This is a genomic window from Stenotrophomonas sp. 59, from assembly GCF_030291095.1.
Lineage (GTDB): Bacteria > Pseudomonadota > Gammaproteobacteria > Xanthomonadales > Xanthomonadaceae > Stenotrophomonas > Stenotrophomonas maltophilia_Q.
In genome coordinates this window covers 2,527,353-2,551,649 of sequence record NZ_CP127408.1, presented here as the reverse complement: position 1 = coordinate 2,551,649, position 24,297 = coordinate 2,527,353, and the positions used below count along the sequence as shown (strand labels likewise).

At 68.0% G+C, this 24,297-nt stretch carries 28 protein-coding genes; 24 read left to right on the top strand and 4 right to left on the bottom strand.

Annotation, left to right across the window (positions count from 1 at the left end; genetic code table 11):
• Positions 1-338: 338 nt before the first annotated feature.
• The 11 genes from moaA (at position 339) to QP552_RS11835 (ending at position 8,274) form a co-directional block, all read left to right on the top strand.
• Complete coding sequence (moaA, locus tag QP552_RS11885) at positions 339-1,319, top strand: GTP 3',8-cyclase MoaA (RefSeq protein ID WP_111111671.1); 981 nt, start codon at positions 339-341, stop codon at positions 1,317-1,319.
• An 8-nt stretch (positions 1,320-1,327) separates the two neighbouring features.
• Positions 1,328-2,326, top strand: a complete 999-nt coding sequence (moaCB, locus tag QP552_RS11880; RefSeq protein WP_111111682.1) for a bifunctional molybdenum cofactor biosynthesis protein MoaC/MoaB — start codon at positions 1,328-1,330, stop codon at positions 2,324-2,326.
• Positions 2,323-3,579: a gephyrin-like molybdotransferase Glp gene (gene glp, locus QP552_RS11875; protein ID WP_111111672.1), complete on the top strand. Its 1,257-nt coding sequence runs from the start codon at positions 2,323-2,325 to the stop codon at positions 3,577-3,579. The genes moaCB and glp overlap by 4 nt, the downstream gene beginning before the upstream one ends.
• Positions 3,576-3,836: a MoaD/ThiS family protein gene (locus QP552_RS11870; RefSeq protein ID WP_111111673.1), complete on the top strand. Its 261-nt coding sequence runs from the start codon at positions 3,576-3,578 to the stop codon at positions 3,834-3,836. Before glp ends, QP552_RS11870 begins: the two co-directional genes overlap by 4 nt.
• A gap of 3 nt (positions 3,837-3,839) precedes the next feature.
• A complete protein-coding gene (locus QP552_RS11865; RefSeq protein WP_111111674.1) occupies positions 3,840-4,328 on the top strand; it encodes a molybdenum cofactor biosynthesis protein MoaE in 489 nt (162 codons plus the stop codon).
• An 81-nt stretch (positions 4,329-4,409) separates the two neighbouring features.
• Positions 4,410-4,958: a molybdenum cofactor guanylyltransferase gene (locus QP552_RS11860; RefSeq protein ID WP_286073704.1), complete on the top strand. Its 549-nt coding sequence runs from the start codon at positions 4,410-4,412 to the stop codon at positions 4,956-4,958.
• Positions 4,955-5,320 carry a hypothetical protein gene (locus tag QP552_RS11855; protein WP_111111676.1) on the top strand — a complete coding sequence of 122 codons (366 nt, stop codon included), beginning with the start codon at positions 4,955-4,957 and terminating at the stop codon, positions 5,318-5,320. Before QP552_RS11860 ends, QP552_RS11855 begins: the two co-directional genes overlap by 4 nt.
• Before the next feature lie 66 nt (positions 5,321-5,386).
• On the top strand, positions 5,387-6,163 hold the full coding sequence (locus QP552_RS11850; protein ID WP_111111677.1) for a helix-turn-helix domain-containing protein: 777 nt from the start codon (positions 5,387-5,389) through the stop codon (positions 6,161-6,163).
• A 22-nt stretch (positions 6,164-6,185) separates the two neighbouring features.
• Complete coding sequence (gene modA / locus QP552_RS11845) at positions 6,186-6,929, top strand: molybdate ABC transporter substrate-binding protein (protein ID WP_111111678.1); 744 nt, start codon at positions 6,186-6,188, stop codon at positions 6,927-6,929.
• Positions 6,930-6,932: 3 nt separating this feature from the next.
• Positions 6,933-7,616, top strand: coding sequence for a molybdate ABC transporter permease subunit (gene modB / locus QP552_RS11840; RefSeq protein ID WP_049455117.1), 684 nt, complete (start codon positions 6,933-6,935; stop codon positions 7,614-7,616).
• The gene (locus tag QP552_RS11835) at positions 7,606-8,274 is read left to right on the top strand and encodes an ATP-binding cassette domain-containing protein (RefSeq protein ID WP_111111679.1); all 669 of its coding nucleotides are present in this window, start codon (positions 7,606-7,608) and stop codon (positions 8,272-8,274) included. The genes modB and QP552_RS11835 overlap by 11 nt, the downstream gene beginning before the upstream one ends.
• A gap of 131 nt (positions 8,275-8,405) precedes the next feature.
• Here the strand turns inward: QP552_RS11835 and QP552_RS11830 are convergent, their stop codons facing one another.
• From QP552_RS11830 to QP552_RS11815, 4 genes are all read right to left on the bottom strand, one after another.
• Complete coding sequence (locus QP552_RS11830) at positions 8,406-9,935, bottom strand: sulfite reductase flavoprotein subunit alpha (RefSeq protein WP_111111680.1); 1,530 nt, start codon at positions 9,933-9,935, stop codon at positions 8,406-8,408.
• Positions 9,932-10,360, bottom strand: a complete 429-nt coding sequence (locus QP552_RS11825; protein ID WP_005409905.1) for a PAS sensor domain-containing protein — start codon at positions 10,358-10,360, stop codon at positions 9,932-9,934. Before QP552_RS11825 ends, QP552_RS11830 begins: the two co-directional genes overlap by 4 nt.
• 164 nt (positions 10,361-10,524) lie before the next feature.
• Positions 10,525-10,839 (bottom strand): AzlD family protein, encoded by a 315-nt coding sequence (locus QP552_RS11820; protein ID WP_005409898.1) that lies wholly within the window; start codon positions 10,837-10,839, stop codon positions 10,525-10,527.
• A complete protein-coding gene (locus QP552_RS11815) occupies positions 10,836-11,567 on the bottom strand; it encodes an AzlC family ABC transporter permease (protein ID WP_286073703.1) in 732 nt (243 codons plus the stop codon). The genes QP552_RS11820 and QP552_RS11815 overlap by 4 nt, the downstream gene beginning before the upstream one ends.
• A gap of 126 nt (positions 11,568-11,693) precedes the next feature.
• On the opposite strand from QP552_RS11815, the gene QP552_RS11810 reads away from it, so the two are divergent.
• The 13 genes from QP552_RS11810 to gspF all read left to right on the top strand — a co-directional run bounded on the left by QP552_RS11810 (position 11,694) and on the right by gspF (position 24,260).
• Positions 11,694-12,158 (top strand): Lrp/AsnC family transcriptional regulator, encoded by a 465-nt coding sequence (locus QP552_RS11810; RefSeq protein ID WP_005413654.1) that lies wholly within the window; start codon positions 11,694-11,696, stop codon positions 12,156-12,158.
• Positions 12,159-12,558: 400 nt separating this feature from the next.
• Entirely contained in the window at positions 12,559-13,239 is a 681-nt protein-coding gene (locus QP552_RS11805) for an STN domain-containing protein (protein WP_111111118.1), read from the top strand.
• 16 nt (positions 13,240-13,255) lie between these two features.
• Complete coding sequence (locus QP552_RS11800) at positions 13,256-13,786, top strand: sigma-70 family RNA polymerase sigma factor (RefSeq protein ID WP_111111120.1); 531 nt, start codon at positions 13,256-13,258, stop codon at positions 13,784-13,786.
• Positions 13,787-13,855: 69 nt separating this feature from the next.
• Positions 13,856-14,836: a DUF4880 domain-containing protein gene (locus QP552_RS11795; RefSeq protein ID WP_111111116.1), complete on the top strand. Its 981-nt coding sequence runs from the start codon at positions 13,856-13,858 to the stop codon at positions 14,834-14,836.
• 58 nt (positions 14,837-14,894) lie between these two features.
• Positions 14,895-15,446, top strand: coding sequence for a hypothetical protein (locus QP552_RS11790; RefSeq protein ID WP_111111114.1), 552 nt, complete (start codon positions 14,895-14,897; stop codon positions 15,444-15,446).
• 144 nt (positions 15,447-15,590) lie between these two features.
• Positions 15,591-16,151, top strand: coding sequence for a hypothetical protein (locus tag QP552_RS11785; protein ID WP_286073702.1), 561 nt, complete (start codon positions 15,591-15,593; stop codon positions 16,149-16,151).
• A 57-nt stretch (positions 16,152-16,208) separates the two neighbouring features.
• The gene (gspG, locus tag QP552_RS11780; protein WP_106548649.1) at positions 16,209-16,646 is read left to right on the top strand and encodes a type II secretion system major pseudopilin GspG; all 438 of its coding nucleotides are present in this window, start codon (positions 16,209-16,211) and stop codon (positions 16,644-16,646) included.
• A 9-nt stretch (positions 16,647-16,655) separates the two neighbouring features.
• Positions 16,656-17,561, top strand: coding sequence for a type II secretion system minor pseudopilin GspK (gene gspK / locus QP552_RS11775; RefSeq protein WP_111111110.1), 906 nt, complete (start codon positions 16,656-16,658; stop codon positions 17,559-17,561).
• Positions 17,558-18,721, top strand: coding sequence for a type II secretion system protein GspL (gene gspL / locus QP552_RS11770; RefSeq protein ID WP_286073701.1), 1,164 nt, complete (start codon positions 17,558-17,560; stop codon positions 18,719-18,721). Before gspK ends, gspL begins: the two co-directional genes overlap by 4 nt.
• Positions 18,718-19,245 (top strand): type II secretion system protein GspM, encoded by a 528-nt coding sequence (gspM, locus tag QP552_RS11765; protein ID WP_345782965.1) that lies wholly within the window; start codon positions 18,718-18,720, stop codon positions 19,243-19,245. The genes gspL and gspM overlap by 4 nt, the downstream gene beginning before the upstream one ends.
• The gene (gspD, locus tag QP552_RS11760) at positions 19,242-21,623 is read left to right on the top strand and encodes a type II secretion system secretin GspD (RefSeq protein WP_345782964.1); all 2,382 of its coding nucleotides are present in this window, start codon (positions 19,242-19,244) and stop codon (positions 21,621-21,623) included. Before gspM ends, gspD begins: the two co-directional genes overlap by 4 nt.
• A complete protein-coding gene (gene gspE, locus QP552_RS11755; RefSeq protein ID WP_111113793.1) occupies positions 21,620-23,053 on the top strand; it encodes a type II secretion system ATPase GspE in 1,434 nt (477 codons plus the stop codon). Before gspD ends, gspE begins: the two co-directional genes overlap by 4 nt.
• A 7-nt stretch (positions 23,054-23,060) precedes the next feature.
• Entirely contained in the window at positions 23,061-24,260 is a 1,200-nt protein-coding gene (gene gspF / locus QP552_RS11750) for a type II secretion system inner membrane protein GspF (RefSeq protein ID WP_111113792.1), read from the top strand.
• Positions 24,261-24,297: the final 37 nt, after the last annotated feature.

The window sequence follows — 24,297 nt, the reverse complement described above, 5'->3', positions numbered from 1 at the left end:
GGTGGCACGCCATCTGAGCCCGTGGCGCTGTGCAATGCCAATCAGAAGAGTTGCAAACATCACTCGATTGGAGACGCTTGCGGCATTCTCCCACGCTGTTAAGCACCGCCAGTGCTGGCTGGCGTGGTGATCCGCCCGCACCGTGCAATCTGCGACAGGTGTCGAGGTTGTCTCCGCGATCGGAACGGGCAGGGAGGGCCTATTGCGACAGGTGGTGCCAATTCAGGTTGGGCACTTCCCGGGTTGACGCTTTCACCGCCCCAGCGCACTCTGCGCTCTGGGGTCGACAACCCGTTCAGGGGGAAGGCTGCAGGGTGGTACCAGGAGGTGGAACAGCCATGAGCCAACTCACCGACAGCTTCGGACGCAGCTTTCCGTACCTGCGCTTGTCGCTTACCGAAGCCTGCAACTTCCGTTGCAGCTACTGCCTGCCCGACGGCTACCAGGCCGATGGCCGCCCGCGCTTCCTGCAGGTGGATGAGATCGGCCGCCTGGTGCGTGCGTTTGCCGCGCTGGGCATGAGCAAGATCCGCCTGACCGGCGGTGAGCCCAGCCTGCGCAAGGACCTGGACGAGATCATCGCCACCGTGGCGGCGGTGCCGGGCATCCGCAAGGTGGCCATCACCACCAACGGCACGCTGCTGCCGCGGCGCCTGCCGGGTTGGCACCGGGCCGGGCTGACCGCGCTGAACGTGAGCATGGACAGCCTGCAACGCGAGCGCTTCCACACCATCACCGGCCATGACCGCCTGCCGGAGATCCAGCAGGGCCTGGCGCTGGCGCAGGCGCTGGGCCTTTCGGCAATCAAGCTCAACGCAGTGCTGCTGCGCGGCCTGAACGACGACGAGCTGCCGCAGTGGATGGAGTATCTGCGTGACCGGCCCTTCAGCGTGCGCTTCATCGAACTGATGCGCACCGGCGACAACGAAGCCTATTTCCAGCGCCACCACCTGCGCGCCGACGTGGTGATCGAGCAGCTGCTGGCCGCCGGATGGCGCGAACGCCCGCGCGCGGCCGATGCCGGTCCGGCACGCGAGTTCGGCCACCCTGACCATCGCGGCAGCATCGGCATCATCGCCCCGTATTCGCGTGATTTCTGCAAGGGCTGCAACCGCCTGCGGGTGACCGCCAAGGGTGACCTGCGGCTGTGCCTGTTCGGCGAGTTCGGCGTGCCGCTGCGCCCGCTGCTGCAGAGCGACGAGGACCATGACGCGCTGCTGGCACGTATCACTACCCAGCTTGGCCTGAAAGCGGCCGGGCACGGACTGCACCAGGGCCAGACCGGGCTGACCCCGCACCTGGCCTCGATCGGAGGATGAGCAACACGATGAGTGGGGAATTGAACGCGGCCTTCCACATGGCCGATGTCCGCAACAAGCGCATCAGCCGCCGCCGTGCGGTGGCGGTGGGCGAGCTGCATGCCGGTCCAGTGGCCTATCCGCTGATCGTCGAGCGCCGCCTGCCCAAGGGCGATGCGCTGGTGATGGCCGAGATTGCCGGCCTGCAGGGCGCCAAGATGGCCTCGATGCTGATGCCGCTGTGCCACCCGCTACCGCTGGAACTGGTGCAGGTGTTCTGCGCGCCGGTGCCGGAGCGGCAGGCGATCCGCGTGTGGTGCGAGTGCGCCAGCGAGGCGCGCACCGGCGTGGAGATGGAGGCACTGGCCGGCGTCAACGCGGCGCTGCTGACCCTGTACGACCTGAGCAAGCCGGTGGAACCGGCGCTGCGCATCGAAGGCATCCGCCTGCTGTTCAAGGAAGGCGGCAAGCGCGGTGTCTGGCTGCACCCCGACGGGATGGACGATGCCGAGCGCGCGCGTTTCAAGCCGCGTGCGCCGAAGGGCCTGGAAGGCACGGCCTGCGCGGTGATCACGCTGAGCGACCGCGCCAGCGACGGCGCGTATGAAGACGTGTCCGGCCCAACCCTGGTGGCGGGCCTGCAGAAGCTGGGTGGCGAGGTGGTGGCCGCCGAAGTGCTGCCTGATGGCATCGAGCCGCTGGCCGGCCGCCTGCGGGCCTTGGCGGCCGAGGGCGTGCGCCTGTGCCTGTGCACCGGCGGCACCGGGCTGGGCCCGCGCGACCTGACCCCGGAGGCGCTGCGTTCGTTGAATGCGCGGCCGGTGCATGGCCTGGCGCAGATGGTGCGGGCGCTGAGCGCGCAGCACACGCCGATGGCCTGGCTGAGCCGCGCCGAGGTGGTGCAACTGGGCAACATGCTGGTGTTCGCGCTGCCGGGTAGCCCGAAGGCGGCGGCGCAGTGCCTGGATATCCTGGCGCCAGTGCTGGGCCATGCGCTGGCGATGGTCGAGGGGGATGGGCACGCATGATTGCCTACAGTGAAGCGCTGCAGCACCTGCTGGACGCGGCCACGCCGTTGCCGGCCGAACACCTGCCGCTGCATGAGGCGGCCGGCCGGGTCCTGGCCAGTGACATCCACAGCGCGCAGTCGCTGCCGCCGTTCGACAACTCGGCAATGGACGGTTTCGCGCTGCGCGCCAACGGCGCGACGTTCGAGGCCGGTACCGGGTTCGCGGTGCAGGGCTGGCAGGCGGCCGGCGATGCCGGTGCCGAGGGCGGCGAGGGGGCCTGGGAAATCATGACCGGTGCGCGCATGCCCTCCGGGCTGGATACGGTGGTGCCGGTCGAGAACGTGGAGATCCTTGCCAGCGAGGACGGCCATCCGACCCGCATTGCCTTGAAGGGCATGGTGAAGCCGGGCCAGAACGTGCGACTGCGCGGCCAGGATGTGAGCGACGGCGACCGTGTGCTGCAGGCCGGGCAGGTGCTGGATACCAACGCGCGCACGCTGCTGCATGCCATCGGCGTGGGCAAGGTCGGGGTGGTGGCACGGCCGAAGGTGGCGGTGATCGCCACTGGCAAGGAGCTGGTGACCGAAGCAGTGCAGACGCTGGAATCCGGCCAGATCCGTGACAGCAACCGACCGTACATGGTCGGCCGCCTGCAGGCCGCCGGTGCCGAAGTGGTCTGGCAGGGCACGGTGGGTGATGAGGCGGCCGCGTTCAATGCCGTGATGGATGAGGCGCTGGCCGCCGGCGCGCAGCTGCTGATCAGCACCGGCGCGGTGTCGGCCGGGCGCTATGATTTCATTCCCGACGCGCTGCGTGGCCGTGGTGCGCGCATCGTCTTCCATAAGGTGGCGATCCGCCCCGGCAAGCCGTTGTTGTTCGCGGTGTTGCCCAATGGCGCGCTGTACTTCGGCCTGCCCGGCAACCCGGTTTCGGCTGCCGTGGGCCAGCGCTTCTTCGTCGAGCCGGTACTGCGCCGCCTGCTGGGGCTTGCACCGGAACCGGTGTTGCGGCTGCCGCTGCAGGCCGACGTGCGCAAGCCGCCCGGTCTGCGCTTCCACGCGCGGGCGCGGGTGGAAATGGACGGGCAGGGCCGCCTGAGTGCGCGCGTGCTGGCAGGGCAGGAGTCGTTCCGATTGATGTCCATGCTGCAGGCCAACGCCTGGGTGGTGCTGGAGGCCGACGGTGACCTGGCCAGCGCGGGGACCTATGTGCGCGTACATGGCTGGGGTCACCAGGATCCGGTGCAGTTGGTGAGCCAGGAAATGCAATGAGACAGATAACGCTGCAGTTGTTTGGTGCGTTCTCCGATCTGGACGCCAGCCGCGAGATTGCGGTGGACGTGAGCGGTGGCACCGTGGCCGATCTGCGCCAGGCGCTGCGCGAGCTGCTGCCGGTGCGTTGGCCGGGTTTCCGTGCCGGCCTGCTGGATTATTCGGCTTTCGCCGACCAGCAACGCGTGCTGCGGGACCACGACGCACTGCCCGACGATGGCCGGGTGGCGATCCTGCCGCCGGTAAGCGGGGGTTGAGCCATGAACGAGAAGATCATCGCGAAGGTGGTGGACCGCGCGCAGGCGGCGATCGATCCGGCCGAAGGCATCGCGGCGGTATCCGATCCGGGGTTTGGCGGCATCGATGTGTTCATCGGCAAGGTGCGCGATGTGAACGTCGGCCGCGCAGTGACCGGCATCACCTACGACCTGTTCGAGCCGCTGGTGCTGAACGAGTTCAAGCGCCTGGGCGCCGAGGTCGAGGTCACGTTCGGCCCGAGGCTGAAGCTGTATGTGGCCCACGCCAGGGGCCGGCTCGGCATTGGTGATGTGGCGGTAGTGGTCGCCGCCGGCAGCCCGCACCGTGACGAGGCCTTCCGCGCCTGCCGGCAGCTGATCGAGGTGGTGAAGCACCAGTGCCCGATCTGGAAACAAGAGCATTACGAGGACGGCGACAGCGAATGGAGCGAGGGCTGCAGCCTGTGCCATGCGGACGATGAGCCTGCGCATGCGCACAGCCACAGCCCGTGACGCCAGTAGATCCACGCCATGCGTGGATGGGGCTTTCCCGACGCACCCGGCCGATGCAGCCACGCATGGCGTGGCTCTACCGTGAGCGGGACGATCAACGGCATCGTGCTGGCCGGTGGCCTGTCCAGCCGGATGGGCAGCGACAAGGCGCTGCTGCCGTGGCAGGGCCGCACCCTGCTGGAGCACATGCGGGGCCTGTTGACGCAGGCCGGCGCGCGCGCGGTCTGGATCAGCGGCAACTATCCGGCCTTCGGCGGCATCCCTGATCGTGTGCCCCGATGCGGGCCACTGGGCGGGCTCTACAGCGCGGCGATGCAGATGCCTGACGGCCCGGCCTGGGTGGTGCCGGTGGACACGCCACTGTTGAGCGCGGTACTGCTGCAGCGATTGTGCCTGGCAGAAGACACCGCCTGCGCGGTGTTTGCCGACGAACCATTGCCGATGCGGTTGCAGATCGATGATCATTGCCGCCGCGTGCTGCAGGAGCTGATTGAAGATCCGACCGCGCGTCGTTCACTGCGCGTCCTGCAGCAACGCCTGGGCGTGACCCGGTTGCCACTGGCGCCAGGGGATCAGGCGTTGTTGCTCAACTGCAATACCCCGTCGGAATGGGAGTCCACCGCATCATGAAAGTCCAGCTGCAACAGCAATCGATGCGCCTGCGCGTGGATGAAGAGGAACTGGCGCGGCTGCTGGCCGGTGAGTCGTTGGAGAACCTGACCCGCTTTGGCGGCGGCGGTGGCTGGGGTGTGGCACTGTCGCTGCATGCCGGCGATCAGGCGGTGCTGCTCGATGGCGGTACGTTCTGCCGGCTGGTGCTGCCACGCGAAGCAGTGGAGGCACTGGCAGCGCGCCTGCCGTGCCGTGAGGGTCTTGGCTTCGGCATCGCATTGGATGACGACAGCATGCTGCAACTCCAGTTCGACGTGGATGTGCGCGACAGCGTGCGGCAGCGCGGTGCGCAACGGCGTTCGGAGCCTGCGTCGGAGTAGGTGCATTGCGCATGGGCGGGCGGCACGCTGTCGTATGATGGGGGCCTTCGTTCCTGCGTCGCTGCAATGCCCCTGAACCCCTCTGCTCCTTCTCCGCTGCGACCGGCCACGCCCAATCCTGCGGCGGCCGATGACGGTGATGCGCTGCATTTCTGCAGCACCTGCGCGTTCTCCGATGCCTGCATGTCGCAGGGCTATGACAAGACCGCGCTGGGCGAGCTGCATGTGCTGGTTGACCACGTGGGGCCGTTCCAGGCCGGTGACTACCTGTTCCGTGCCGGCGATCCGTTCGATTCGATCGCCGCCGTGCGTGCCGGCATGGTCAAGACCTTTGTCGATGACAGCCAGGGCAACGAGCAGGTGCTGGGCTTCAGCCTGCCCGGTGAAGTGATCGGGCTCAATGCCATCCACGGTGCGCGCTTTCCCTGCAATGCCGTGGCGCTGGACACGGTCTATCTGTGCCGCATCTCCTTCCCGCGATTGAGCCTGCTGGCCACCCGCATGCCGGGGTTGCAGGCACGGCTGTTCAGCCTGCTCAGTGCCGAGATCGGCAAGGTCGCTACGTTGGCCGCCAACCATCGCACCGAGGAGCGCATGGCGGCGTTCCTGCTGGATCTTTCCGAGCGCTATGCACGGCGCGGATTCTCGGCCACTCGGTTCAACCTGAGCATGGCCCGTACCGAGATTGCCAACTACCTGCGGATGGCGCCGGAGACGGTGAGCCGGGTGCTGCGCCGGTTGAGCGACGAGGGTGTGATTGCGGTGAACCAACGTGAGATGCTGTTGCTGCAACCCGAGCGGCTGGCGGAACTGGCCGTGACCCGGGAATCCGGACTGGACTGATCAGACAACCAAGGGGCCGACCATGAAGCGAGCGGGGCTGTTGTTGCTGGGAATGCTGGCCACGGTGCCGGCCTGGGCGGCCGAGCTGACGGTGTCGGCGGCGTCGAGCCTGACCGAGAGCTTCCGCGAGCTGGGCGCGGCCTATGAGAAGGCGCACCCGGGCACCAAGGTCGATTTCAACTTCGCTGCGTCAGGCGTGCTGCTGCAGCAGATCAGTCGTGGCGCGCCGGTGGACGTGTTCGCGTCTGCCGACGAAACCACCATGGACCAGGCCCAGCAGCAGGATCTGCTGGCGGCCGGTACCCGCGAGGTGTTCGCGGTGAATGCGCTGTGGGTGGTGGTGCCGCCGCAGGCCAAGGCGGCGCCGCGTACGTTGAAGGACCTGGCCGGTGCTGGCGTACAGCGCATCGCACTGGGCAACCCGGACAGCGTGCCGGTGGGCCGCTATGCCAAGGGTGCACTGGAAGCGGCGGGCCTGTGGCCTTCGGTGAAGGGCAAGGTCATCACCACGCAGAACGTGCGCCAGTCGCTGGACTACGTGGCGCGCGGTGAAGTGGATGCCGGCTTCGTCTATACCACCGATGCGCAGGCGATGGCCGACCGGGTGCGCCGGGCGTTTGCGGTGCCGGTGGCCGGTCGCATCGCGTATCCGCTGGCAGTGATCAAGGCCAGTGCACAGCCGGCGGAGGCCAAGCGCTTCACCGACTTCGTGCGCTCGGCACAGGGCCAGGCGATCCTGGCCAAGCACGGGTTCGGCAAGCCCTGAGGCATGGATCTGGACTGGAGCGCGCTGGGGTTGTCGCTGAAGGTGGCCGGTTGGGCCACGGCGATCAATCTGGTGCTGGGCGTGGCACTGGGCGCGCTGCTGGCGCGCCGGCGCTTTCCAGGCCGTGAGCTGCTGGATTCGCTGCTGACCCTGCCGATGGTGCTGCCACCGACGGTGCTGGGCTACTACCTGCTGGTACTGATCGGCCGCAATGGCCCGATCGGCGCGTGGCTGCAATCGTGGTTCGGCATCAACCTGGTGTTCACCTGGCAGGCGGCGGTGATCGCTGCGGCGGTCGCCTCGCTGCCGTTGGTGTTCAAGCCGGCACGCGCGGCGTTCGAGGAAGTGGACGGACAGCTGGAGCAGGCCGCACGAACGCTCGGTGTGTCTGAAGCGGCAGTGTTCTTCCGCATCACGCTGCCACTGGCCTGGCGCGGCATTCTCGCTGGGCTGTTGCTGGCGTTTGCGCGCGCGATGGGCGAGTTCGGCGCGACACTGATGGTGGCGGGCAGCATTCCTGGTCGCACGCAGACGCTGTCGATCGCCATCTACGAGGCGGTGCAGGCGGGGCAGGATGGCAGGGCCAATGCACTGGTGATCCTGACCTCGGTGGTCTGCATCGTGATCCTGTTGCTGGCTGCGCGGCTGGTGGGCGGACGCCGCCGGGAGCTGCGTGATGTGGCTTGACCTGCAGGTGCAGCGCCGCCTGCAGGCGGCCGGCCAGGATTTCGTGTTGGACGTATCGCTGCAGTGCACGCAGCGGCAGGTGGTGCTGTTCGGGCCCTCGGGCGCCGGCAAGAGCCTGACCCTGAAGGCGGTGGCCGGGCTGCTGCGCCCGGACCAGGGGCACGTGCGCCTGCAGGGGCAGGCGCTGTTCGAGGCGGCGGCCGGCGTGAACCTGCCGCCGCAGTGTCGGCGGCTGGGCTATGTGTTCCAGGACTACGCGCTGTTCCCGCACCTGAGCGTTCGCCAGAACGTGGCATTTGGATTGCAGAAGGGCTGGCTCAATCCGCGTCCTGGCCAACGCTTCGACGCGGTGGAGCAGTGGCTGCACGCATTCCGCATCGACACAGTGGGCGATCTGCTGCCTTCACAGGTGTCCGGTGGCCAGCGCCAGCGCACGGCGTTGGCACGTGCGCTGGTAACGCAGCCACAGGCGCTGCTGCTGGATGAACCGTTCTCCGCGCTGGACCATGACCTGCGCGAGCATCTGCGCCAGGAGCTGGAAACGGCGCTGGACAAGACCGGCATCCCGCTGTTGCTGATCAGTCACGATCCACGGGATGTGGCGATGTTCGGCCAGCAGGTGGCGCGGGTGGTGGACGGCCGCATCGTCGGGGGTTGAGCGGTGGGGGTGCTGGCGGGCGCTTCGTCGGCGATTGGCCTCCGTCTGTAGAGCCGAGCCCATGCTCGGCTGCCGTTGGCGGTGTCGCGCAGAGCAGCCGAGCGTGGGCTCGGCTCTACAGGGTCAACGGGTCAATACAGCTCGCAGTGGATGCGGCCTTCACTGCGCAGCGCATCCCACTGCCCTTCATCGCCGATGGCATCGATGGCCTCGCGTACCGCACCCTCCAGGTGGCTCTTGTTGCCGCACAGGTACAGATGTCCACCGCGGGCCAGCACATCACGCATCTCGCTGGCGCGCTGCTGCAGCACGTGCTGCACATAGACCTTTTCGACGCCATCGCGCGAGAACGCGGTATGCAGGCCGGCCAGCACGCCACGCGTGTGCCAGTCCTGCAGCTGGTCGCGATACAGGTAGTCGTGCTGGCGGTGTTTCTCGCCGAACACCAGGTGCACCTCGCGTTCGCTGGCGTTGGCCTGCAGCTCCTGCATCAGGCCCATCAAGGGGGCGATGCCGGTACCGGTGCCGACCAGCAGCAGCGGCGCTTCGCCGGTGTCAGGTAGATGGAATCCGGGGTTGGAGCGGCAGTACACCCGGGCGTGGTCGCCGCCGTACAGCAGGCTGCCGGTGGCGGTGCCGAAGCGCTCACGGCCGCGCAGGGTGTAGCGCACTTCGCGCACGCACAGGCTCAACTGGTCGTCGCACGGGTGCGAGGCGATGGAATAAGCGCGCGGCAGCCGCGGTGACAGTAGTTCGCGCAACCGGGCCAGCGGCACGCTGTCCGGCGTGGCGTGGTCCTGCAGCACGTCCAGCAGGTCGAGGCCGTGTAGGTAGGCTTCCAACTCTCGCTTCTGGCTGACCTTCAACAGGCCCTTCAGCAGCTCGCTGCCCCCCAGCTTGGCCAGTTCGCGCAGCACGCCCTTGCTGAGCAGGCGCAGCTCGCGGTCATGCAGGGCGGCCACGGCGGCGGTGTCGCCATACCAGGTGGCCAGCGCTTGCAGCAGGGCAGGATCGTTTTCCGGCACCACGTGCAGCGTGTCGCCGGCACGGTAGGCCATGCCGCTACCGCTGATGTCCAGCCGCAGATGCCAGGCCGCCGGATCGCTGCTGTTCAAGCGGCGGCGTTCAAGAATGGGCGCGGCAAACGCATTGTCTTCACCATAGGCGGTGACCTGCAGGTGCAGGTCCTGGCCAGCGCTCAGGTCGCCGTCCAGCACCTGGCCGAGCACCGGCTGCCATTGCTGGAAGAACTGCTCGTAGCCCAGGTCTGCATCCACGCGGTGCAGCAACGGCTGCGCCTGGCGCTCGCTCAGTGCGGCATCCAGTGCCTTGGTGAAGCCGCAGAAGCTGGGGTAGCCGGTGTCACCGAGGCCGAATACCGCGTAGCGCAGGCCACTCAGCGTCGGGGTCTGGCGCAGCGTTTCGAAGAACTGCTCGCCGTTGGCTGGCGGCTCGCCATCACCGAAGGAGCTGGAGATCGCCAGCAGCACATCGCCGTGGCCGAGGCTGGCCACGTCGATGTCGTTGAACGGAAGCACCTGCGGCCCGTGCGGCTGCAGGTCCGCGCCCAGGCGCTGGGCCAGGGCGCGGGCATTGCCCGACTCGGACGCGAAACCCACCAGCAGGCGGCTGAAGGGCGTACTGGTCGGGAGGGCGTTCACGCGGCCTCGTAGAAGTCGTCGAACTTTTCCTTGCTGAACTCGACCAGGTCGTAGTTCTGCATCAGGTCGTTCACCACGCGGCGGATGCTGATGTAGGAGGTGATGTTGCCGTCGGCGTCGAACAGCGGCTGCACGGTGGTATCGACCACGTAGAGCACGCCGCCCTTGCCGAGGTTGGGCACGATGCCGGTCCAGGTCTTGCCGGCCTTGATGGTGTCCCACATGTCCTTGTAGACCGCCTTGGGCACATCCGGGTGGCGCACGATGCTGTGCGGCTGGCCGATCAGCTCCTCGCGGGCGAAGCCGGTGAGCGTGCAGAACAGGTCGTTGGCGTAGGTGATGTTGCCCTGCAGGTCGGTGGTGGAGATCACCATGACGTTCTGCATGGCGTTCAGCAGCTGGGCGTTGTCGGGGGTGTAGCTCATCGCAGGGTCCTTTTGGATGCCGGTGATGCCGGCGTGTTCGGGTCCTGCATAGAGATACGCCCGCACGGCGGCGGGCGGTTTGACATTGGTCAAGTGGGGTGCGCGATGGCCTGCGACCGGGTGTCGCAGGGGTGTTCCGCCGGGCCATGCCCGGCGAAGAGGCGTCAGCCCATCAGATAGCGCAGCACCCCGGCCGAGACCACGCCGATCAGCACGGTCGGCAGCATCGACAGGCGTGTGGCGGCCAGCAGGGTGATCGCCAGCGCGGCCAGGTCGGCGGGCTTGTCGGCAACGAAGTCCGGGGCGATCACCGAGATCAGCACGCAGCCCGGTGCGGCTTCCATCACTGTTACCGCGCGCTTGCTCAGCGTGCGGTTGCGCAGCGCGAGGAAACCGACGATGCGGGTCAGGTAGGTGGCGGCAGCCATCAGCACGATGGTCAGCACCGAGGTCCAGTGGATCAGGCCGTTGAAGATCATGCTGCGTCCTCCGCCAGCAGCCAGGCAGCCGCCAGGCCGGCCAGGGCGCCGCTGGCCACGTACCACGCGCCCGGGATCAGCAGGTAGGTGGCAGCGGCCACCACCAGGCTGACCAGCCACGGCCGCGCCGCTTTCATGCCCTGCCACATGCCGCGCAGCAGCACCAGGAACACGGCGGGGAAAGCCATGTCGAAACCATAGGCGTGGATGTCGCCCAGCATCGGGCCGATGATCGCGCCCAATGCGGTGCAGGCTACCCAGACCGTGTGCAGGCCGGCCGACACGCCCAGGTAATAGGCCAGGCTGAAGCCAAGGGCGCGGCGACGCGCATCGGCCACGCCCATTGCCCAGCTTTCATCGCACATGAAGAACAGGGCCGGCAGCACCCGGCGGCGTGGCAGGTGCTGCAGCAGCGGGGCCAGACTGGCGCCCATCAGCAGGTGGCGGCTGTTGACCAGCGCGGTGATGGCCACGATCAACGCGATGTGCGGTGGCGAGGTCCACAGTTCGACGGCGGCGAACTCCGAGCCGCCAGCGAAGTTGAGGCCGGTCATCAGCGGCACTTCCAGTGCGCTCAGGCCCTTCTGGGCCGCCTGGGCGCCGAGTACCAGGGCGAAGGGAATGAAGCCGATCATTACCGGTACGGCGGCGCGCAGGCCGCGCAGGAACTCGGCACGCGGCGCGGTATCGCAGGTGTCTGGCAGGGGGAGGGTGGTGCGGGCGTCCATGGAGCTGCAACAAGGGTGGGGGTGGCCCATGCTAGCGGTCCGATCACGAAATCGGGTTGCGTTGATGCCATTGGATTCGGGAATATTGATGTTCCGTGCGGCCAGGGTCGCCAAGAGTGAAATTCAATGCAGTACCAGCTCGACAACCTCGATCGGCGCATCCTCGACGCCCTGCAACGCGACGGCCGCCTGCAGAACCTGGAGCTGGCCCGGCTGGTAGGCCTTTCGCCCTCGGCCTGCCTGCGCCGGGTGCGGCTGCTGGAGGAGGGCGGCTATATCGACCGCTACGTGGCCTTGCTGAACGAGGCCAAGGTGGGCCGTGGCTTCACGGTGTTCGTGCGGGTGTGGCTGCGCGGGCAGGATGAGGACACCACCAATCACTTCATCAACAGCATCAAGTCTTTCCCGGAAGTGCTTGAATGCCATCTGATGGCCGGTGACTGCGATTTCCTGCTGCGGGTGGCGGTCGCCGACCTGGATGCCTACCGGCAGTTCCAGATGCAGCACCTGAACCGCATTGCCGGGGTGCAGAACACCAAGACCGAGATTCCGATGCAGCGGATCAAGCAGACGACCCAGCTGCCGCTTTGAGAGGTACGGCCGGGTTGCACCCGGCACCCGCGGTAGTGACGGCCGCTGGCCGGCAACCTCAGGAGCAACAGCAACAGCAACAGCAACGGCGATGCTGCTTGGGGCGGCGTGGCGGTATGGCCAGGCAGGCTGCCGGAACGGCATGAGCTGCTCTTGGTGGGTGTCGACCTTGGTCGACACGTTCTGGTCGGCACGGGGTCGGATCCCGTTGCTGCGCAACGGGCTCTGACCCCAGGAGCAGATGAACATGTCTGTTCGATTCGTTGATTCCTGATTCCTGATTAGTGACTGGCTCCAGGGGGCTGGCCCAACGGTTGGCCGTGCGCGGCGGTCATCGCAATGACATGTGCTCCCGGTACGGTTTGATCCGCTTGCAGCCGCTGTCGCTGCCGAGGGTCATGTGTTCTACGTCAGGGGGCTGAATGGACACCATGCGATCAGAACGTGGAGGCTGGCCATCGCCGGATGGTTGCTGCTGGCCTTTGCCGCGGCCGCCCAGGACGGTGTTCATGCCTACGACATCCCTGCGCAGCCGCTGGAACAGGCGGTCGAGCGCTTCAGTGTCATCAGTGGGTGGTCGGTGATGTACCCGGGCGACCTTGCCGCGGGCCGCAGCAGCCACGTGCTGCGCGCCAGCCTGGCGCCGCTGCCTGCCTTGCGGGTTCTGCTGCAGGATTCCGGTATCGAGGCCGAGGTGATCGGCGAGCAGCGCGTGGTGCTGCGTCGGAGCGCGTCCTCCACGGCCGAGCCCGGCATTGGCGCGGAACTGCCCGATGCCGAGCGGCGCCGTCGCTACGGTGGCCTGCAGCAACGCCTGCGCGCAGCGTTCTGTGACGATTCCGAGCTGGCTCCGGGTCGCTATGCCGCGACCCTGCGCTTCAGCGTTGGCAGAGACGGCCAGGTGCATGACCCCGAACTGCTGTCCGGCAGTGGCAGCGCCAGTCGCGACGCGCGCCTGCTGCAGGCGCTGCAGGGCCTGGTGCTGGCTGCCGAAGCCGCCGCGCTGCCGCAGCCGGTGACGCTGCAGATCCGCCCTTCCGGCACCGACCACGACTGTGGCCGGCGTGCGCCCCTTCCATGATTTCAAGGATTCGAACATGAGCAACGGTACGGCTGGGGCAGTTGACCTGATGGACCACCTTCTGGGCGCCTATGACGAACTGAAGCGCAGGCTGGTGCGCAAGCTGGGTTCGGAGGAGCTGGCCGGCGATGCGCTGCAGGACACCTGGATGCGCCTGAGCGCGCGCCGTGACCGCTTGGATGCGGTGCAGAATCCGGCGGCCTACCTGCTGCGCATGGCGATGAACACCGTGATCGATCGCCAACGTGCCGACCACCGGTTGCTCAGCCTGGAAGAAGTGGACACGCTGATGGACATGGCCGATCCGTCACCGGGCCCGGCACAGGCGGCCGAGCTGGAGTTCGCGCTGGAAGACATGGTCGGGCTGCTGCAGCGCATGCCTGAGCGCCGTCGCCGCATCCTGCTGGCGATCCGCGTCGACGGCCTGCAGCAGCGCGACGTGGCCGATCACCTCGGTGTATCGCTGCGGCTGGTGCAGCGCGAGCTGAAGGCGGCCCAGGATTACCTGGCCGAACGCAGTGGGCAGGGGCGCCAGGTGCGGTTCTGAGCGGCGGCATCCGTCTACACTTTGACGCCGAGCAGACCCCCGCAGCGTGCGGGTCCGGCATGAGTCCCCATGGATCCTGACGATCGCCCGCAACGCCCGCTGGATGCCGTCGAGCGTCAGGCCCACGCGTGGGTGGTGCGGTTGACCTCGGGCGAAGCCACCGCCGCCGATGGGGACAGGTTCCGCGCGTGGTGTGAGGCCGACATCCGTCATCGCGAGGCGTTCGGCCGTGCGCGCCGGCAATGGGAGCAGGTCCGTCTGGCGGGCGAGCAGTTGCCCCCCGCGGCGCGCCAACCGGTCGCGCCGACGCCGGCCCAGCGCTGGAGCCGGCGCGCCTTCCTCGGTGCTGCCATTGCGGCGCCGGCCAGCCTGGTGGTGGTGGCGGCGATCCGCCCACCGCTGGGGTTGTGGCCCTCGGTGACGGCGATGACGGCCGAATTCCACACCGGCACCGGTGAACGGCTGCAGATCGCGCCTTCGCCGCAGCTGAAGATAGAACTGGATACGCAGAGCAGCCTGCGCCGGCGCGCGGACGCGCAGGGCGAAGGCTTCGAGCTGATGCAGGGGCAGGCCGCGATCGAGACCCGGGCCGGCCTGCGCCTGGCGCTGTTCGCGGGGGCGGGCTGCGTGATTGCCGATGAAGGTGCGGTGCGCCTGGACGTACGCAACACCCAAGGCCAGGTGCGGGTGACCTGCCTGCACGGTAGTGCCCGCATCGAGCACCCGCAGGGCCGGTTGCAGCTGCAGGCCGGCCAGCAGACCCGGTACGACGAGCGCCTCAGTGGCGTGGTGGCCGAGGCTGTGGCCTCGGACGTGAGTGCCTGGACCGAAGGCATGCTGGTGTTCCGCCGAGCACCACTGCGCGAGGTGGTCGACGAGATCAATCGTTACCGCCGCGGAAAGGTGTTGCTGGGTGAATCGGCGTTGGCGCGTGCCCCGGTGAGCGGCCGCTTCCGCATCGATGATCCGGATGCGGCACTGGAGCAGCTGCGCCTGACGATGTCGCTGGATCTGCGTCGCTTTCCGGGTGGCATCGCCGTCCTTGGATAGATGCAGACGCTGGCCATGCGCGTCGCGCAGGGCTGTTGCAAGCAAGGAGAGGCCAAGGATGCGCAATGAGACCATCGGCGTGCTGGATCTGCGTCGCAATCTGTCGGCGCTGCTGGAAACCACGCAGCGACGCCCCTTGATGGTGCATCGCTACGGCTCGCCGTGGGTGTGCGTGGTGTCCGACGCGCAGTGGCAGCAACAGGCGGTGCTGCTGGACTTCGATCCGCAATCGCATCCGTTGGCAATGCTGCTGCGGCTGCAGCAGCAGCTGTTGCAGCTGCCTGAAAGCGGGGCACTGCCACCTGCGGCGCTTGCGCGTGCGTTGCTGCTGATGGACATGCATGGCGTTGACGATCTCGTGCAGCTGCACGAGCAGGTGCTGCACCACCGGCTGTGGCACTGGTTCGTGGCAGGCAGCCACGGCGTGATGGAGGGCTGGCAGCTGCCGGCGCTGCGCGTTGCGATGGCGTCATGGTGCGATGACGTGGACATGACCGATGCATTGGTCGCGTTCGCCGCGCGCAGCGACGTGGCGATGCTGGCCCGCCGCTGCGGCGGCGACGCGCCGCGCCTGCAGCGCGAAGCCTGCAAGCGGATGACGCTGCGATGACGTTGCCGATGAAGCACTACGCAGCGCACAGAGTTGTGTTCGCGGTGTCGCTTCACCTGCCTTGCTGACGTCTTCTCCAGTGTACGACGCACCACGCGTCGCGGAGCATAGGCGACGCAGATGGCAGACAGTCGCAGGATCAGCATGCTGGAGCTGGATCGCCACCTGAGCCAGTCGCTGGAGCAGGCGCGGCACACTCCCCTGAACGTGCAGCGCTATGGACATTCCTGGGTCTGGGTGCTTTCCAGCGATGCGTGGGCGGACGCGGCGCGCTGGGCTGCTCTGGACAGCAGCTCACACCCGCTGCTGGCGCTGCGCAGGGCGCTCGACCTGCAGTTGCGGCCGTGGCCCGAAGCGGCCATGAGCCTGCTGCCGCTTGAAGCAGTCGACGCGCGGCTGGTGCAACGTGCAGCGCTGCTGGTGGTCGTGCGTGACCTCAACAGTCCGCAACGCGTGTACGACGACCTGCGCTACCACCAGGCATACAGGTCGTTCATCGGCCTCGATCATGGGACGGCATGGGCGCCCATGCAGTGCGTGCGCCTGCTGCAGGCCTGCGCGAACCCGCTGCTGCGTGGCTGCATCGACGACACTCTGGCCGCCATCCCGCGCCATCTGTTCGAGGCTGCATGTGCACCGGCTGCACGTGCCGTGCCTGCACAGGAGCGCGCGCAGCGAATTGCCGGCGGTTGTTTATCGTACTGACACATGCACCGCTGACCATGGTGCGGCGGTCTCTTCCAGGATGACGAGGGCGGAACAATGGCAAGGCAGGTTCGTGGTCGCAGGGCTCGGCAGCAGGGTTTCAGCCTGATCGAGATCATGGTGGTGGTGGTGATCATCGGCATCCTCGCCGCGTTGATCGTGCCGCGGTTGATGGATCGCCCCGACCAGGCACGCGTTGTCGCGGCGCGACAGGACATCGCGGCGCTGATGCAGGCGTTGAAGCTGTTCAAGCTGGACAACGGAAAGTACCCCAGTGCCGAGCAGGGCCTGCAGGTGCTGGTGAAGCCGCCGCAGGGCAGCGGTGCGATGCCGGTCACGCCCTATCTGGACCGCCTCCCGAATGATCCGTGGGGCCATCCGTACCAGTACCAGATTCCCGGCACGCACGGCGACATCGATGTGTTCTCGCTGGGCGCGGACAGCAAGCCCGGGGGCGACGCCGGGAACGCGGACATCGGCTCCTGGCAGTTGTGAGGCACACCGATGGCAACCCGGATGCGTTCGGTTTCGCGCGCCCGCCAGCGCGGCATGGCGGTGATCGTCGCCATGTTGGTGGTGGCGCTTGTGGCCGTGATCGCCACCGCGCTGCTGACCCGGCAGTCGGCGCAGCTGCGTGCGCTGCGTGGTGACCAGCTGCGCGCGCAGGTGCGCATGGCGGTGGATGCCACGCTGGAGCGGGCGGCGCAGCAGTTGCGTGAGGATGTAAGGGAGCAGTTGACCACGGTACGCGGCGGGCGCTGGGCGCGTCCTTTGCAGCTGCAGGCACCGTTGCCGGTGCAGCTGCAGCTGGTCGATGCCCAGTCGATGTTCAACCTGCGCAATCTGCTGGCCCATGGCCAGCCGGATCCCGAAGCGCGGCGCGCCTTCGTTGCGTTGTGCGCCGGGCAGGGGTTGGGGCAGGGTGCCTGTGCCTCCGCGGCGGACCACATCCAGGCACGCCTGCGCGATGGCGACATCCAGGCGCAGGCGCCGCTGCCGCGCGAAGCGATGGTCGAGCAGGCCCTGCCCGGTGCCGATCCGGTGGCACTACAGGCGCTGGCACGCCGCACGGTGGTGCTGCCGGCGCAGACCCTGGTCAATGCCAATACCAGTGACATCAGCGTTCTGCAGGCCGTTGTACCCAGTGTCGAGCCGGCGCGCCTGCGGGCGCTGCTCGGCGAGCGCGACGGCGGCCAATGGCTGCTCAACCGCGGCGACATCGCCCATCGACTCCAACTGAGCAACGCACAGATGGCCGTAGTGCCCCTTGGCATCCATAGCGAATGGTTCCTCGCCGTCGGCCAGGTGCAGGCCGACGGCAGCACGGTGGACTTCCGCGCGCTGATCTGGCGCGAATACCGCGATGACAGCGTGCGTGTGCAGCGCGTGTGGACAAGGATCGGCGCATGAGCGTGCATCTGAGGGTGCGCCTGCCGCCACTGGAACACCTGCGCGCCGACAGCGAGGTCGAGTGGGTGCAGCTGCACAAGGGGGCTGTGCAGGCCCACGGCCGCGAAGCGTTGGCTGTGCTGGGCCATCGCCATCCGCAGGCCGAGGTGCTGGCCTGCCTCGATCCCCAGGACCTGATCCTGCTGGAGCTGCAGCTGCCACCGCTGTCCGGACGCAGGCTGCAGGCCGCATTGCAGGGTGAGGTGGAGGCGATGTTGCTGGATGACCTGCAGGAGGTGGCGCTGGCGCACGGCAGCCAGGCCGCCGATGGCACCGTGCCGGTGGCCTGGCTCGGCCAGCAGGCGATCTCGCAGGCCTGGCAGTTGCTGGCGTCGTGTGGGCTGCGGCTGCAGGCGTTGTATCCAACGCCGTTGCTGTTGCCGTGGCAGGACGGCCAGGCAACGCTGCAGGCCAGTGGCGAGCATCTGCTGGTGCGCAGCGGGCGCGATCGGGGTTCCGTCCAATGGTGTGGCGGACGTGACGCGGGCGCAGTAATGCAGGCCCTGGCATCGCGTCTGCAACAGGCCGGCGTGCACGCGGTGCAATGGATCGACCGCGTACCGCCGGCATGGCCGGATAGCCTGCCGGCCACCACCGTTGCACATGAACGGCAAGGCTCTGGGCCCTTGCCAGGGTGGTCATTGCCGCTGCCGGGTTCCGGCCAGAGGGCGCCGCGGCTTGCGATCGGGCTGGCGTTGACGGCGATGCTGATGGCTGCGCTGGGCCTGCAGCTGCAGGTCTCGCGTTGGCGAAGCGAGGGCGAGGCACTGCAGCAGGACATGGCGCGCCAGTTCAGTGCGCGCTTCCCCGAGATCACCGACGTGGTGGACCCGGTGCTGCAGGCAAGGCGTGCACTGGCGGTGCCAGTTCCGGCCCAGCCGTTGCCGTCGGTGCAGCGACAGGTGGCCAGCACGCTGCAGGCGGTTCCGGAGCTGGCGGGGCAGGTACGCAGCCTGCACTACCAGCCCGGCCAACTGGACATGGAACTGGACACCGATACGCAGGCGCTGGCCGATGATCCGCAGCGAATGGAGCACTGGCAGAAAGCGGTGCAGGCACAGGGCCTGCAGCTGGCGCGTGAAGCGGGTGGACGCCTGCGCGTGAGCGGGGGCGAACAGTGACCGCCAGGACGCTGAGGCTGGGTGAAAGGATGGCGGCTCTGCAGCACCGCTGGCAGCGCCTGACGTCGCGCGACCGGCTGATGCTGCGGGTGATGGTGGTGGCGATGCTGGCAGCGGGCCTGTGGTCGTTCTGGCTTGAGCCGCTGCTGAAGCAGCGCACGCACTGGCAGGCTGAGCTGCCGCGGCTGCAGGCGCAGGCCCGCACGCTGGCACCACTGCTGCGCGCGCGTGAACGCCAGCAACAGGCGCAAGGCCAGCGCCCGACGCTGGCCGGGCTGCGCGAGCAGATCAAGGCCGCCGGTCTCGCCGGTGCCCTGAATATCGAAGCACGCGATGGGCGCTGGCACCTGCAGGTGCAGGCCGTGCCTGCCGACGCGCTGTGGAACTGGCTGTTGCCGGTGCTGGCCGATCCGGCCATCGAACTGCAGCAGCTGCAATTGACACGGACAGGGGACGCGAACATGCCGGCGGCACGGATTTCCGGAAACATCGTGATGGCGCTCACTGCGGGTGCCCATCCATGAGGGCAATGCGCAGCCTTGCCTGCAGCACCGCATTGGCCCTGATCGTGGGCATGGCCCACGTGCCGGCAATTGTGCTGGCACAGGACACCCGCGATGAACCGGTGCAGTTGAACCTTGTGGATACCGATATCGGCGGCGTGCTGCGCATGGCGGCGCGCTTCACCGGGCGGCAGTTCCTGGTCGATCCGCGGGTGACCGGCAAGATGACAGTGGTTTCCGATGGCCCGGTCAGCCGTACGCAGGCCTACCAGTTGCTGCTGGGCGCCCTGCGCATGCGCGGGTTTGCCGTGGTCGAGAACGGTGGCGTCAGCCGCGTGGTGCCACAGGCCGATGCCAAGCTGCTCGGTGGGCGGGTGGGGGCCGGGGGTGCCGGTGGCGAAGTGGCCACGCGCACCTTCGCGCTGCGCTACGAGAATGCGGCCGCGCTGGTGGCGGTGCTGCGGCCGATGATCAGCCCGGACAACCCGATCACCGCCAATCCGGGCAACAACACCCTGGTGATCACCGACTATGCCGACAACCTGGAGCGCATCGCGCGGGTGATCGCCAGCGTCGATACGCCTGCCGGCATGGACACCGACGTGGTGAAGCTGCAGCAGGGCATTGCCGTTGACGTGGCGGCGATGGTCGCGCCGCTGCTGGATGCGCAGGGCGCCGAGCCCAGCCAGAAGGTGGTGGTGATGGCCGACCCGCGCAGCAACAGCGTGCTGCTGCGCTCCAGCAGCCCCGGTCGCACGCGCCTGGCGCGGCAGCTGGTGGAGAAGCTGGACCGTGCCCAGGACGAGTCCGGCAATCTGCATGTGGTCTATCTGCGCAATGCCCAGGCCAACCAGCTGGCTGGTGTGCTGCGCGGCGTGGTGGCCGGCCAGAGCGATGCCCCGGCGATGGGCAGCAACGAAGGCATCACGCCGCTGCCTGGCGACGCCAACCGCTCCACACCCGCACAGCCGTCACAGCCGCAGCAGGCCAAGACCGGCGGCAACGCACTGGAATCGCAGCGGCTGGACCCGAACCGGCGTGACCCGATCGACGCCGGCAGCACCGGCTTCAGCCAGAACGGCATCTCGGTACAGGCCGACGTGGCCACCAACACGCTGCTGATCTCGGCGCCGGAACCGGTGTACCGGAACCTGCGGAGGGTGATCGACCAGCTCGACCAGCGCCGTGCGCAGGTGCTGGTGGAAAGCCTGATCGTGGAGGTCAACCAGACCGACGCCGCCGAGCTGGGCGTGCAGTGGATGCTGGGCAACGGACGCACCTTCGGCGGCACCCACTTCGGCGGCTCCACCGGCGGCAGCGGGCTCAACACCGGTGCGCGCACTACCCTGGACGTGCTGCCCAAGGATGGCCTGAAGATCGGCGTGATCGACGGCACCATCAACCTGCCCGGTGTCGGCCAGATCCTCAACATGAAGGCGCTGGCCAACGCGCTGCAGAGCAAGGGCGGTGCCAACATCCTGTCCACCCCGAACCTGATGACGCTGGACAACGAAGCGGCCAGCATCATGGTCGGCCAGACAGTGCCGTTCGTCAGCGGGCGCTATGTGACCGATGGTGGCGGCGGAAGCAACAACCCGTTCCAGACCATCGTGCGCGAAGACGTGGGGCTGAAGCTGCGAGTGCGGCCGCAGATCTCGGAAGGTGGCACGGTGAAGCTGGACATCTACCAGGAGGTCAGCAGCATCGATGCGCAGAGCGCGAACAGCACCGCAGGCATCATCACCAACAAGCGCGCACTGGACACCAGCGTGCTGCTGGATGATGGCCAGATCATGGTGCTCGGCGGCCTGCTGGAAGACAGTGTCAGCCATGGGCGCGATGCGGTGCCTGGCCTGGGCAGGCTGCCGGTGCTGGGGGCATTGTTCCGCAGCGACACGCGCAAGCGTGCCAAGACCAACCTGATGGTGTTCCTGCGCCCGCACGTGGTGCGCGACCCGGCGGCCGGACAGCGCCTGACCCGCGACCGCTATGACTACATGCGCAATGCGCAGGCCGGCGCGCAGCCGGTGCAGAGCTGGGCATTGCCCGCGCTGTCGGCGCCGCAACTGCCACCGCAGGACCTGTCCGTACTCGGCGAGGGAAATGCGCGCGACGGCCAGGGCCAGCCACTGCAGAACACCAGCCTGGCGGCGCTGTATCCGGCCGGTGATGGCGACGCGCAGCTGGTGCAGTTCGCGCAGGGACTGGACCCGGCCCGTGCCAGCCAGGGGGTTGCACAGGTGCGGGCCCTGGGCCTGCAGGCCTACGCCGAGGCGACGCCGGGCGAGAGTGGGCAACGCCTGCGCGTGCGCCTGCCGCGTGATCCGGCCAAGTTGGATCCGGCATTGCAGCAGTTGCGCGGGTTGGGCTACACGCCGGAACTGGTGATCGGGCCGTGAGCGCCGCTGTGCCTCTGCCGTATGCGTGGGTGCGCAGCCACGGTGTGATGCTGTCCGAAGCCGGTGGCGAGCCGGTGCTGCTGGGCACCGCCGATACCGCGGCCTGGGCCGTCGCCGAGCTGCGCAGACGGCATGGCCCGCTGCCGTTCCAGGCGCTGGATGCGGCAGCCTGGCAGCAGCGACTGGGTGAGCAGTATCGTGACGGCGGCGATGCCGCGGCCGTGGTCGGTGCCGCCGAAAGCGAAGTTGATCTGGACCGGCTGATGCAGGACATGCCGGAGGTGACCGATCTGCTGGATGCGCAGGACGATGCGCCGGTGATCCGCATGATCAACGCGCTGCTGGCACAGGCTGCGCGCGATGGCGCCAGCGATCTGCACATCGAGCCGTTCGAGACCCATTCGGTGGTGCGCTACCGTGTGGACGGCACGCTGCGTGACATGGTGCAGCCACGGCGCGCACTGCACGCGGCGCTGGTGTCGCGCATCAAGATCATGGCCCACCTGGACATCGCCGAGAAGCGGCTGCCGCAGGACGGGCGCATCGCGATCCGCGTGGGCGGTCGACCGCTGGATATCCGCGTCTCCACGGTGCCGACCGGGCATGGCGAACGCGCCGTGCTGCGCCTGCTGGAGAAGGATGCCGGTCGCCTCCAGCTGCAGCGCCTTGGCATGGCCGACGATACGCTGGCCACGTTCACCGGCCTGATCCGGCAGCCGCATGGCATCGTGCTGGTGACTGGACCGACCGGCAGCGGCAAGACCACCTCGCTGTACGCTGCCCTGGGCCAGCTCGACAGCAGCACCAGCAACATCCTCACCGTGGAAGACCCGGTGGAGTACGATTTCGCAGGCATCGGCCAGATCCAGGTCAACGCGCGCATCGGCATGAGCTTCGGCACCGCGCTGCGCGCGATCCTGCGCCAGGACCCGGACACCATCATGATCGGCGAGATCCGCGACCTGGAAACCGCGCAGATTGCCGTGCAGTCGTCACTGACCGGCCACGGCGTGCTCGCCTCGCTGCATACCAACGATGCGATCTCGGCGGTGACCCGCCTGGCCGACATGGGCGTAGAGCCGTTCCTGCTGGCCTCGTCGTTGCGCGGCGTACTGGCGCAGCGGCTGGTGCGCCGGCTGTGCACGCAGTGCCGGCGGGCCGAGGTGGATGGCGAAGGCCGAACCGTGTGGCGCGCGGTGGGCTGTGCGGCCTGCGCCAACAGCGGCTATCGGGGTCGTACCGGCATCCATGAACTGTTCGTGGTCGACGACCGCGTGCGCGCATTGATCCATGAAGGGCAAGGTGAGCCTGCGCTGCGCGAGGCGGCACGGCGCGCTGGCATGCGGACATTGCGGCAGGATGGTCAGCGCTGGGTCGACAGCGGGGTGACCACGCTGGAAGAAATCCTGCGCGTCACTGGCGACGACTGAGACGACGATGGCACTGTTCGATTACCAGGCCGCCAACGCGCAGGGCCGCATCGAGAAAGGCCAGCTCGACGCCGACAGCCCGCGCGGTGCGCGCCAGCTGCTGCGCGGGCGCGGGCTGACCCCGGTACAGGTGAGTGCGGCGCGCAGTGCCGGCCATGGTTGGGGTGCTCGCCGGTTGTCCGCCAGCGAGCTGGCCTGGGCCACGCGCCAGCTGGCCAGCCTGCTGGCCGCCAGCCTGCCGTTGGAAGGTGCTTTGAGCGCGGTGATCGAGCAGGCCGAGCGCCCGCATGTTGCGCATGCACTTACTGCCGTGCGTGCGGATGTACGTGCTGGCCAGCGCCTGACCGTGGCACTCGCCGCGCGGCCGCGTGATTTCCCGCCGATCTATCGGGCACTGGTGGGTGCAGGTGAAGACTCCGGTGATCTGGCACGGGTGATGGAGCGCCTGGCCGACTACATCGAAGAACGCAATGCGCTGCAGGCCAAGGTGCTGACCGCCTTCATCTACCCAGCGGCGATCAGCCTGGTATCAGTGGCGATCGTGATCTTCCTGCTCAGCTACGTGGTGCCGCAGGTGGTGACCGCGTTCGTGCAGGCGCGGCAGACGCTGCCGATGCTCACGCAGGTGATGCTGGCGGCCAGTGCTTTCGTACGCAGCTGGGGCGTGTGGGTGGGGCTGGGCATCGCGGCGTTGGTGGTGGCCTGGCGGTTGGCCCTGCGCGAGCCCGAGCTGCGCCTGCGTTGGGATGCGATGCTGTTGCGGCTGCCGATGGTCGGGCGCTTCGTGCTGGGTGTGAACAGCGCGCGTTTCGCCTCGACGCTGGCGATCCTGCTGGATGCCGGTGTGCCGCTGCTGCGTGCACTCGAAGCTGCCCGGCAGACGTTGGGCAACGCGTTGCTGGCGCGCTGTGCCGATGACGTGTCCGCGCGCGTGCGCGAAGGTGCGGCACTGGGTGCCGCGCTGAAGGTACAGAAGGTGTATCCGCCGATCCTGGTACATCTGGTGGCCAGTGGCGAGAAGACCGGTTCGCTGGCGCCGCTGCTGGATCGCGCCGCGCAGACCATCTCGCGCGAGATCGAGCGTCGCGCGATGGCGCTCACTGCGCTGCTGGAACCGACCATGATCCTGGTGATGGGCGGCGTGGTGCTGACGATCGTGCTGGCCGTGTTGATGCCGATCATGGAAATGAACCAGCTGGTGCAGTGATGCGCAACGCGCATCACGGGTAGAGTCGACTGTTAGT

Bases quoted from the DNA above. Each gene is read 5' to 3' on its own strand.
- gspD (WP_345782964.1), top strand. From the start codon at position 19,242: ATGAGGGCAATGCGCAGCCTTGCCTGCAGCACCGCATTGGCCCTGATC.
- QP552_RS11835 (WP_111111679.1), top strand. From the start codon at position 7,606: ATGTGGCTTGACCTGCAGGTGCAGCGCCGCCTGCAGGCGGCCGGCCAG.
- QP552_RS11870 (WP_111111673.1), top strand. From the start codon at position 3,576: ATGAGACAGATAACGCTGCAGTTGTTTGGTGCGTTCTCCGATCTGGAC.
- QP552_RS11800 (WP_111111120.1), top strand. From the start codon at position 13,256: ATGAGCAACGGTACGGCTGGGGCAGTTGACCTGATGGACCACCTTCTG.
- QP552_RS11810 (WP_005413654.1), top strand. From the start codon at position 11,694: ATGCAGTACCAGCTCGACAACCTCGATCGGCGCATCCTCGACGCCCTG.
- QP552_RS11795 (WP_111111116.1), top strand. From the start codon at position 13,856: ATGGATCCTGACGATCGCCCGCAACGCCCGCTGGATGCCGTCGAGCGT.
- modB (WP_049455117.1), top strand. From the start codon at position 6,933: ATGGATCTGGACTGGAGCGCGCTGGGGTTGTCGCTGAAGGTGGCCGGT.
- gspK (WP_111111110.1), top strand. From the start codon at position 16,656: ATGGCAACCCGGATGCGTTCGGTTTCGCGCGCCCGCCAGCGCGGCATG.
- moaA (WP_111111671.1), top strand. From the start codon at position 339: ATGAGCCAACTCACCGACAGCTTCGGACGCAGCTTTCCGTACCTGCGC.
- QP552_RS11790 (WP_111111114.1), top strand. From the start codon at position 14,895: ATGCGCAATGAGACCATCGGCGTGCTGGATCTGCGTCGCAATCTGTCG.
- QP552_RS11825 (WP_005409905.1), bottom strand. From the start codon at position 10,360: ATGAGCTACACCCCCGACAACGCCCAGCTGCTGAACGCCATGCAGAAC.
- QP552_RS11855 (WP_111111676.1), top strand. From the start codon at position 4,955: ATGAAAGTCCAGCTGCAACAGCAATCGATGCGCCTGCGCGTGGATGAA.
- moaCB (WP_111111682.1), top strand. From the start codon at position 1,328: ATGAGTGGGGAATTGAACGCGGCCTTCCACATGGCCGATGTCCGCAAC.
- modA (WP_111111678.1), top strand. From the start codon at position 6,186: ATGAAGCGAGCGGGGCTGTTGTTGCTGGGAATGCTGGCCACGGTGCCG.
- gspL (WP_286073701.1), top strand. From the start codon at position 17,558: ATGAGCGTGCATCTGAGGGTGCGCCTGCCGCCACTGGAACACCTGCGC.
- QP552_RS11850 (WP_111111677.1), top strand. From the start codon at position 5,387: ATGCCCCTGAACCCCTCTGCTCCTTCTCCGCTGCGACCGGCCACGCCC.
- QP552_RS11865 (WP_111111674.1), top strand. From the start codon at position 3,840: ATGAACGAGAAGATCATCGCGAAGGTGGTGGACCGCGCGCAGGCGGCG.
- gspG (WP_106548649.1), top strand. From the start codon at position 16,209: ATGGCAAGGCAGGTTCGTGGTCGCAGGGCTCGGCAGCAGGGTTTCAGC.
- QP552_RS11820 (WP_005409898.1), bottom strand. From the start codon at position 10,839: ATGATCTTCAACGGCCTGATCCACTGGACCTCGGTGCTGACCATCGTG.
- QP552_RS11815 (WP_286073703.1), bottom strand. From the start codon at position 11,567: ATGGACGCCCGCACCACCCTCCCCCTGCCAGACACCTGCGATACCGCG.
- glp (WP_111111672.1), top strand. From the start codon at position 2,323: ATGATTGCCTACAGTGAAGCGCTGCAGCACCTGCTGGACGCGGCCACG.
- QP552_RS11785 (WP_286073702.1), top strand. From the start codon at position 15,591: ATGCTGGAGCTGGATCGCCACCTGAGCCAGTCGCTGGAGCAGGCGCGG.
- gspF (WP_111113792.1), top strand. From the start codon at position 23,061: ATGGCACTGTTCGATTACCAGGCCGCCAACGCGCAGGGCCGCATCGAG.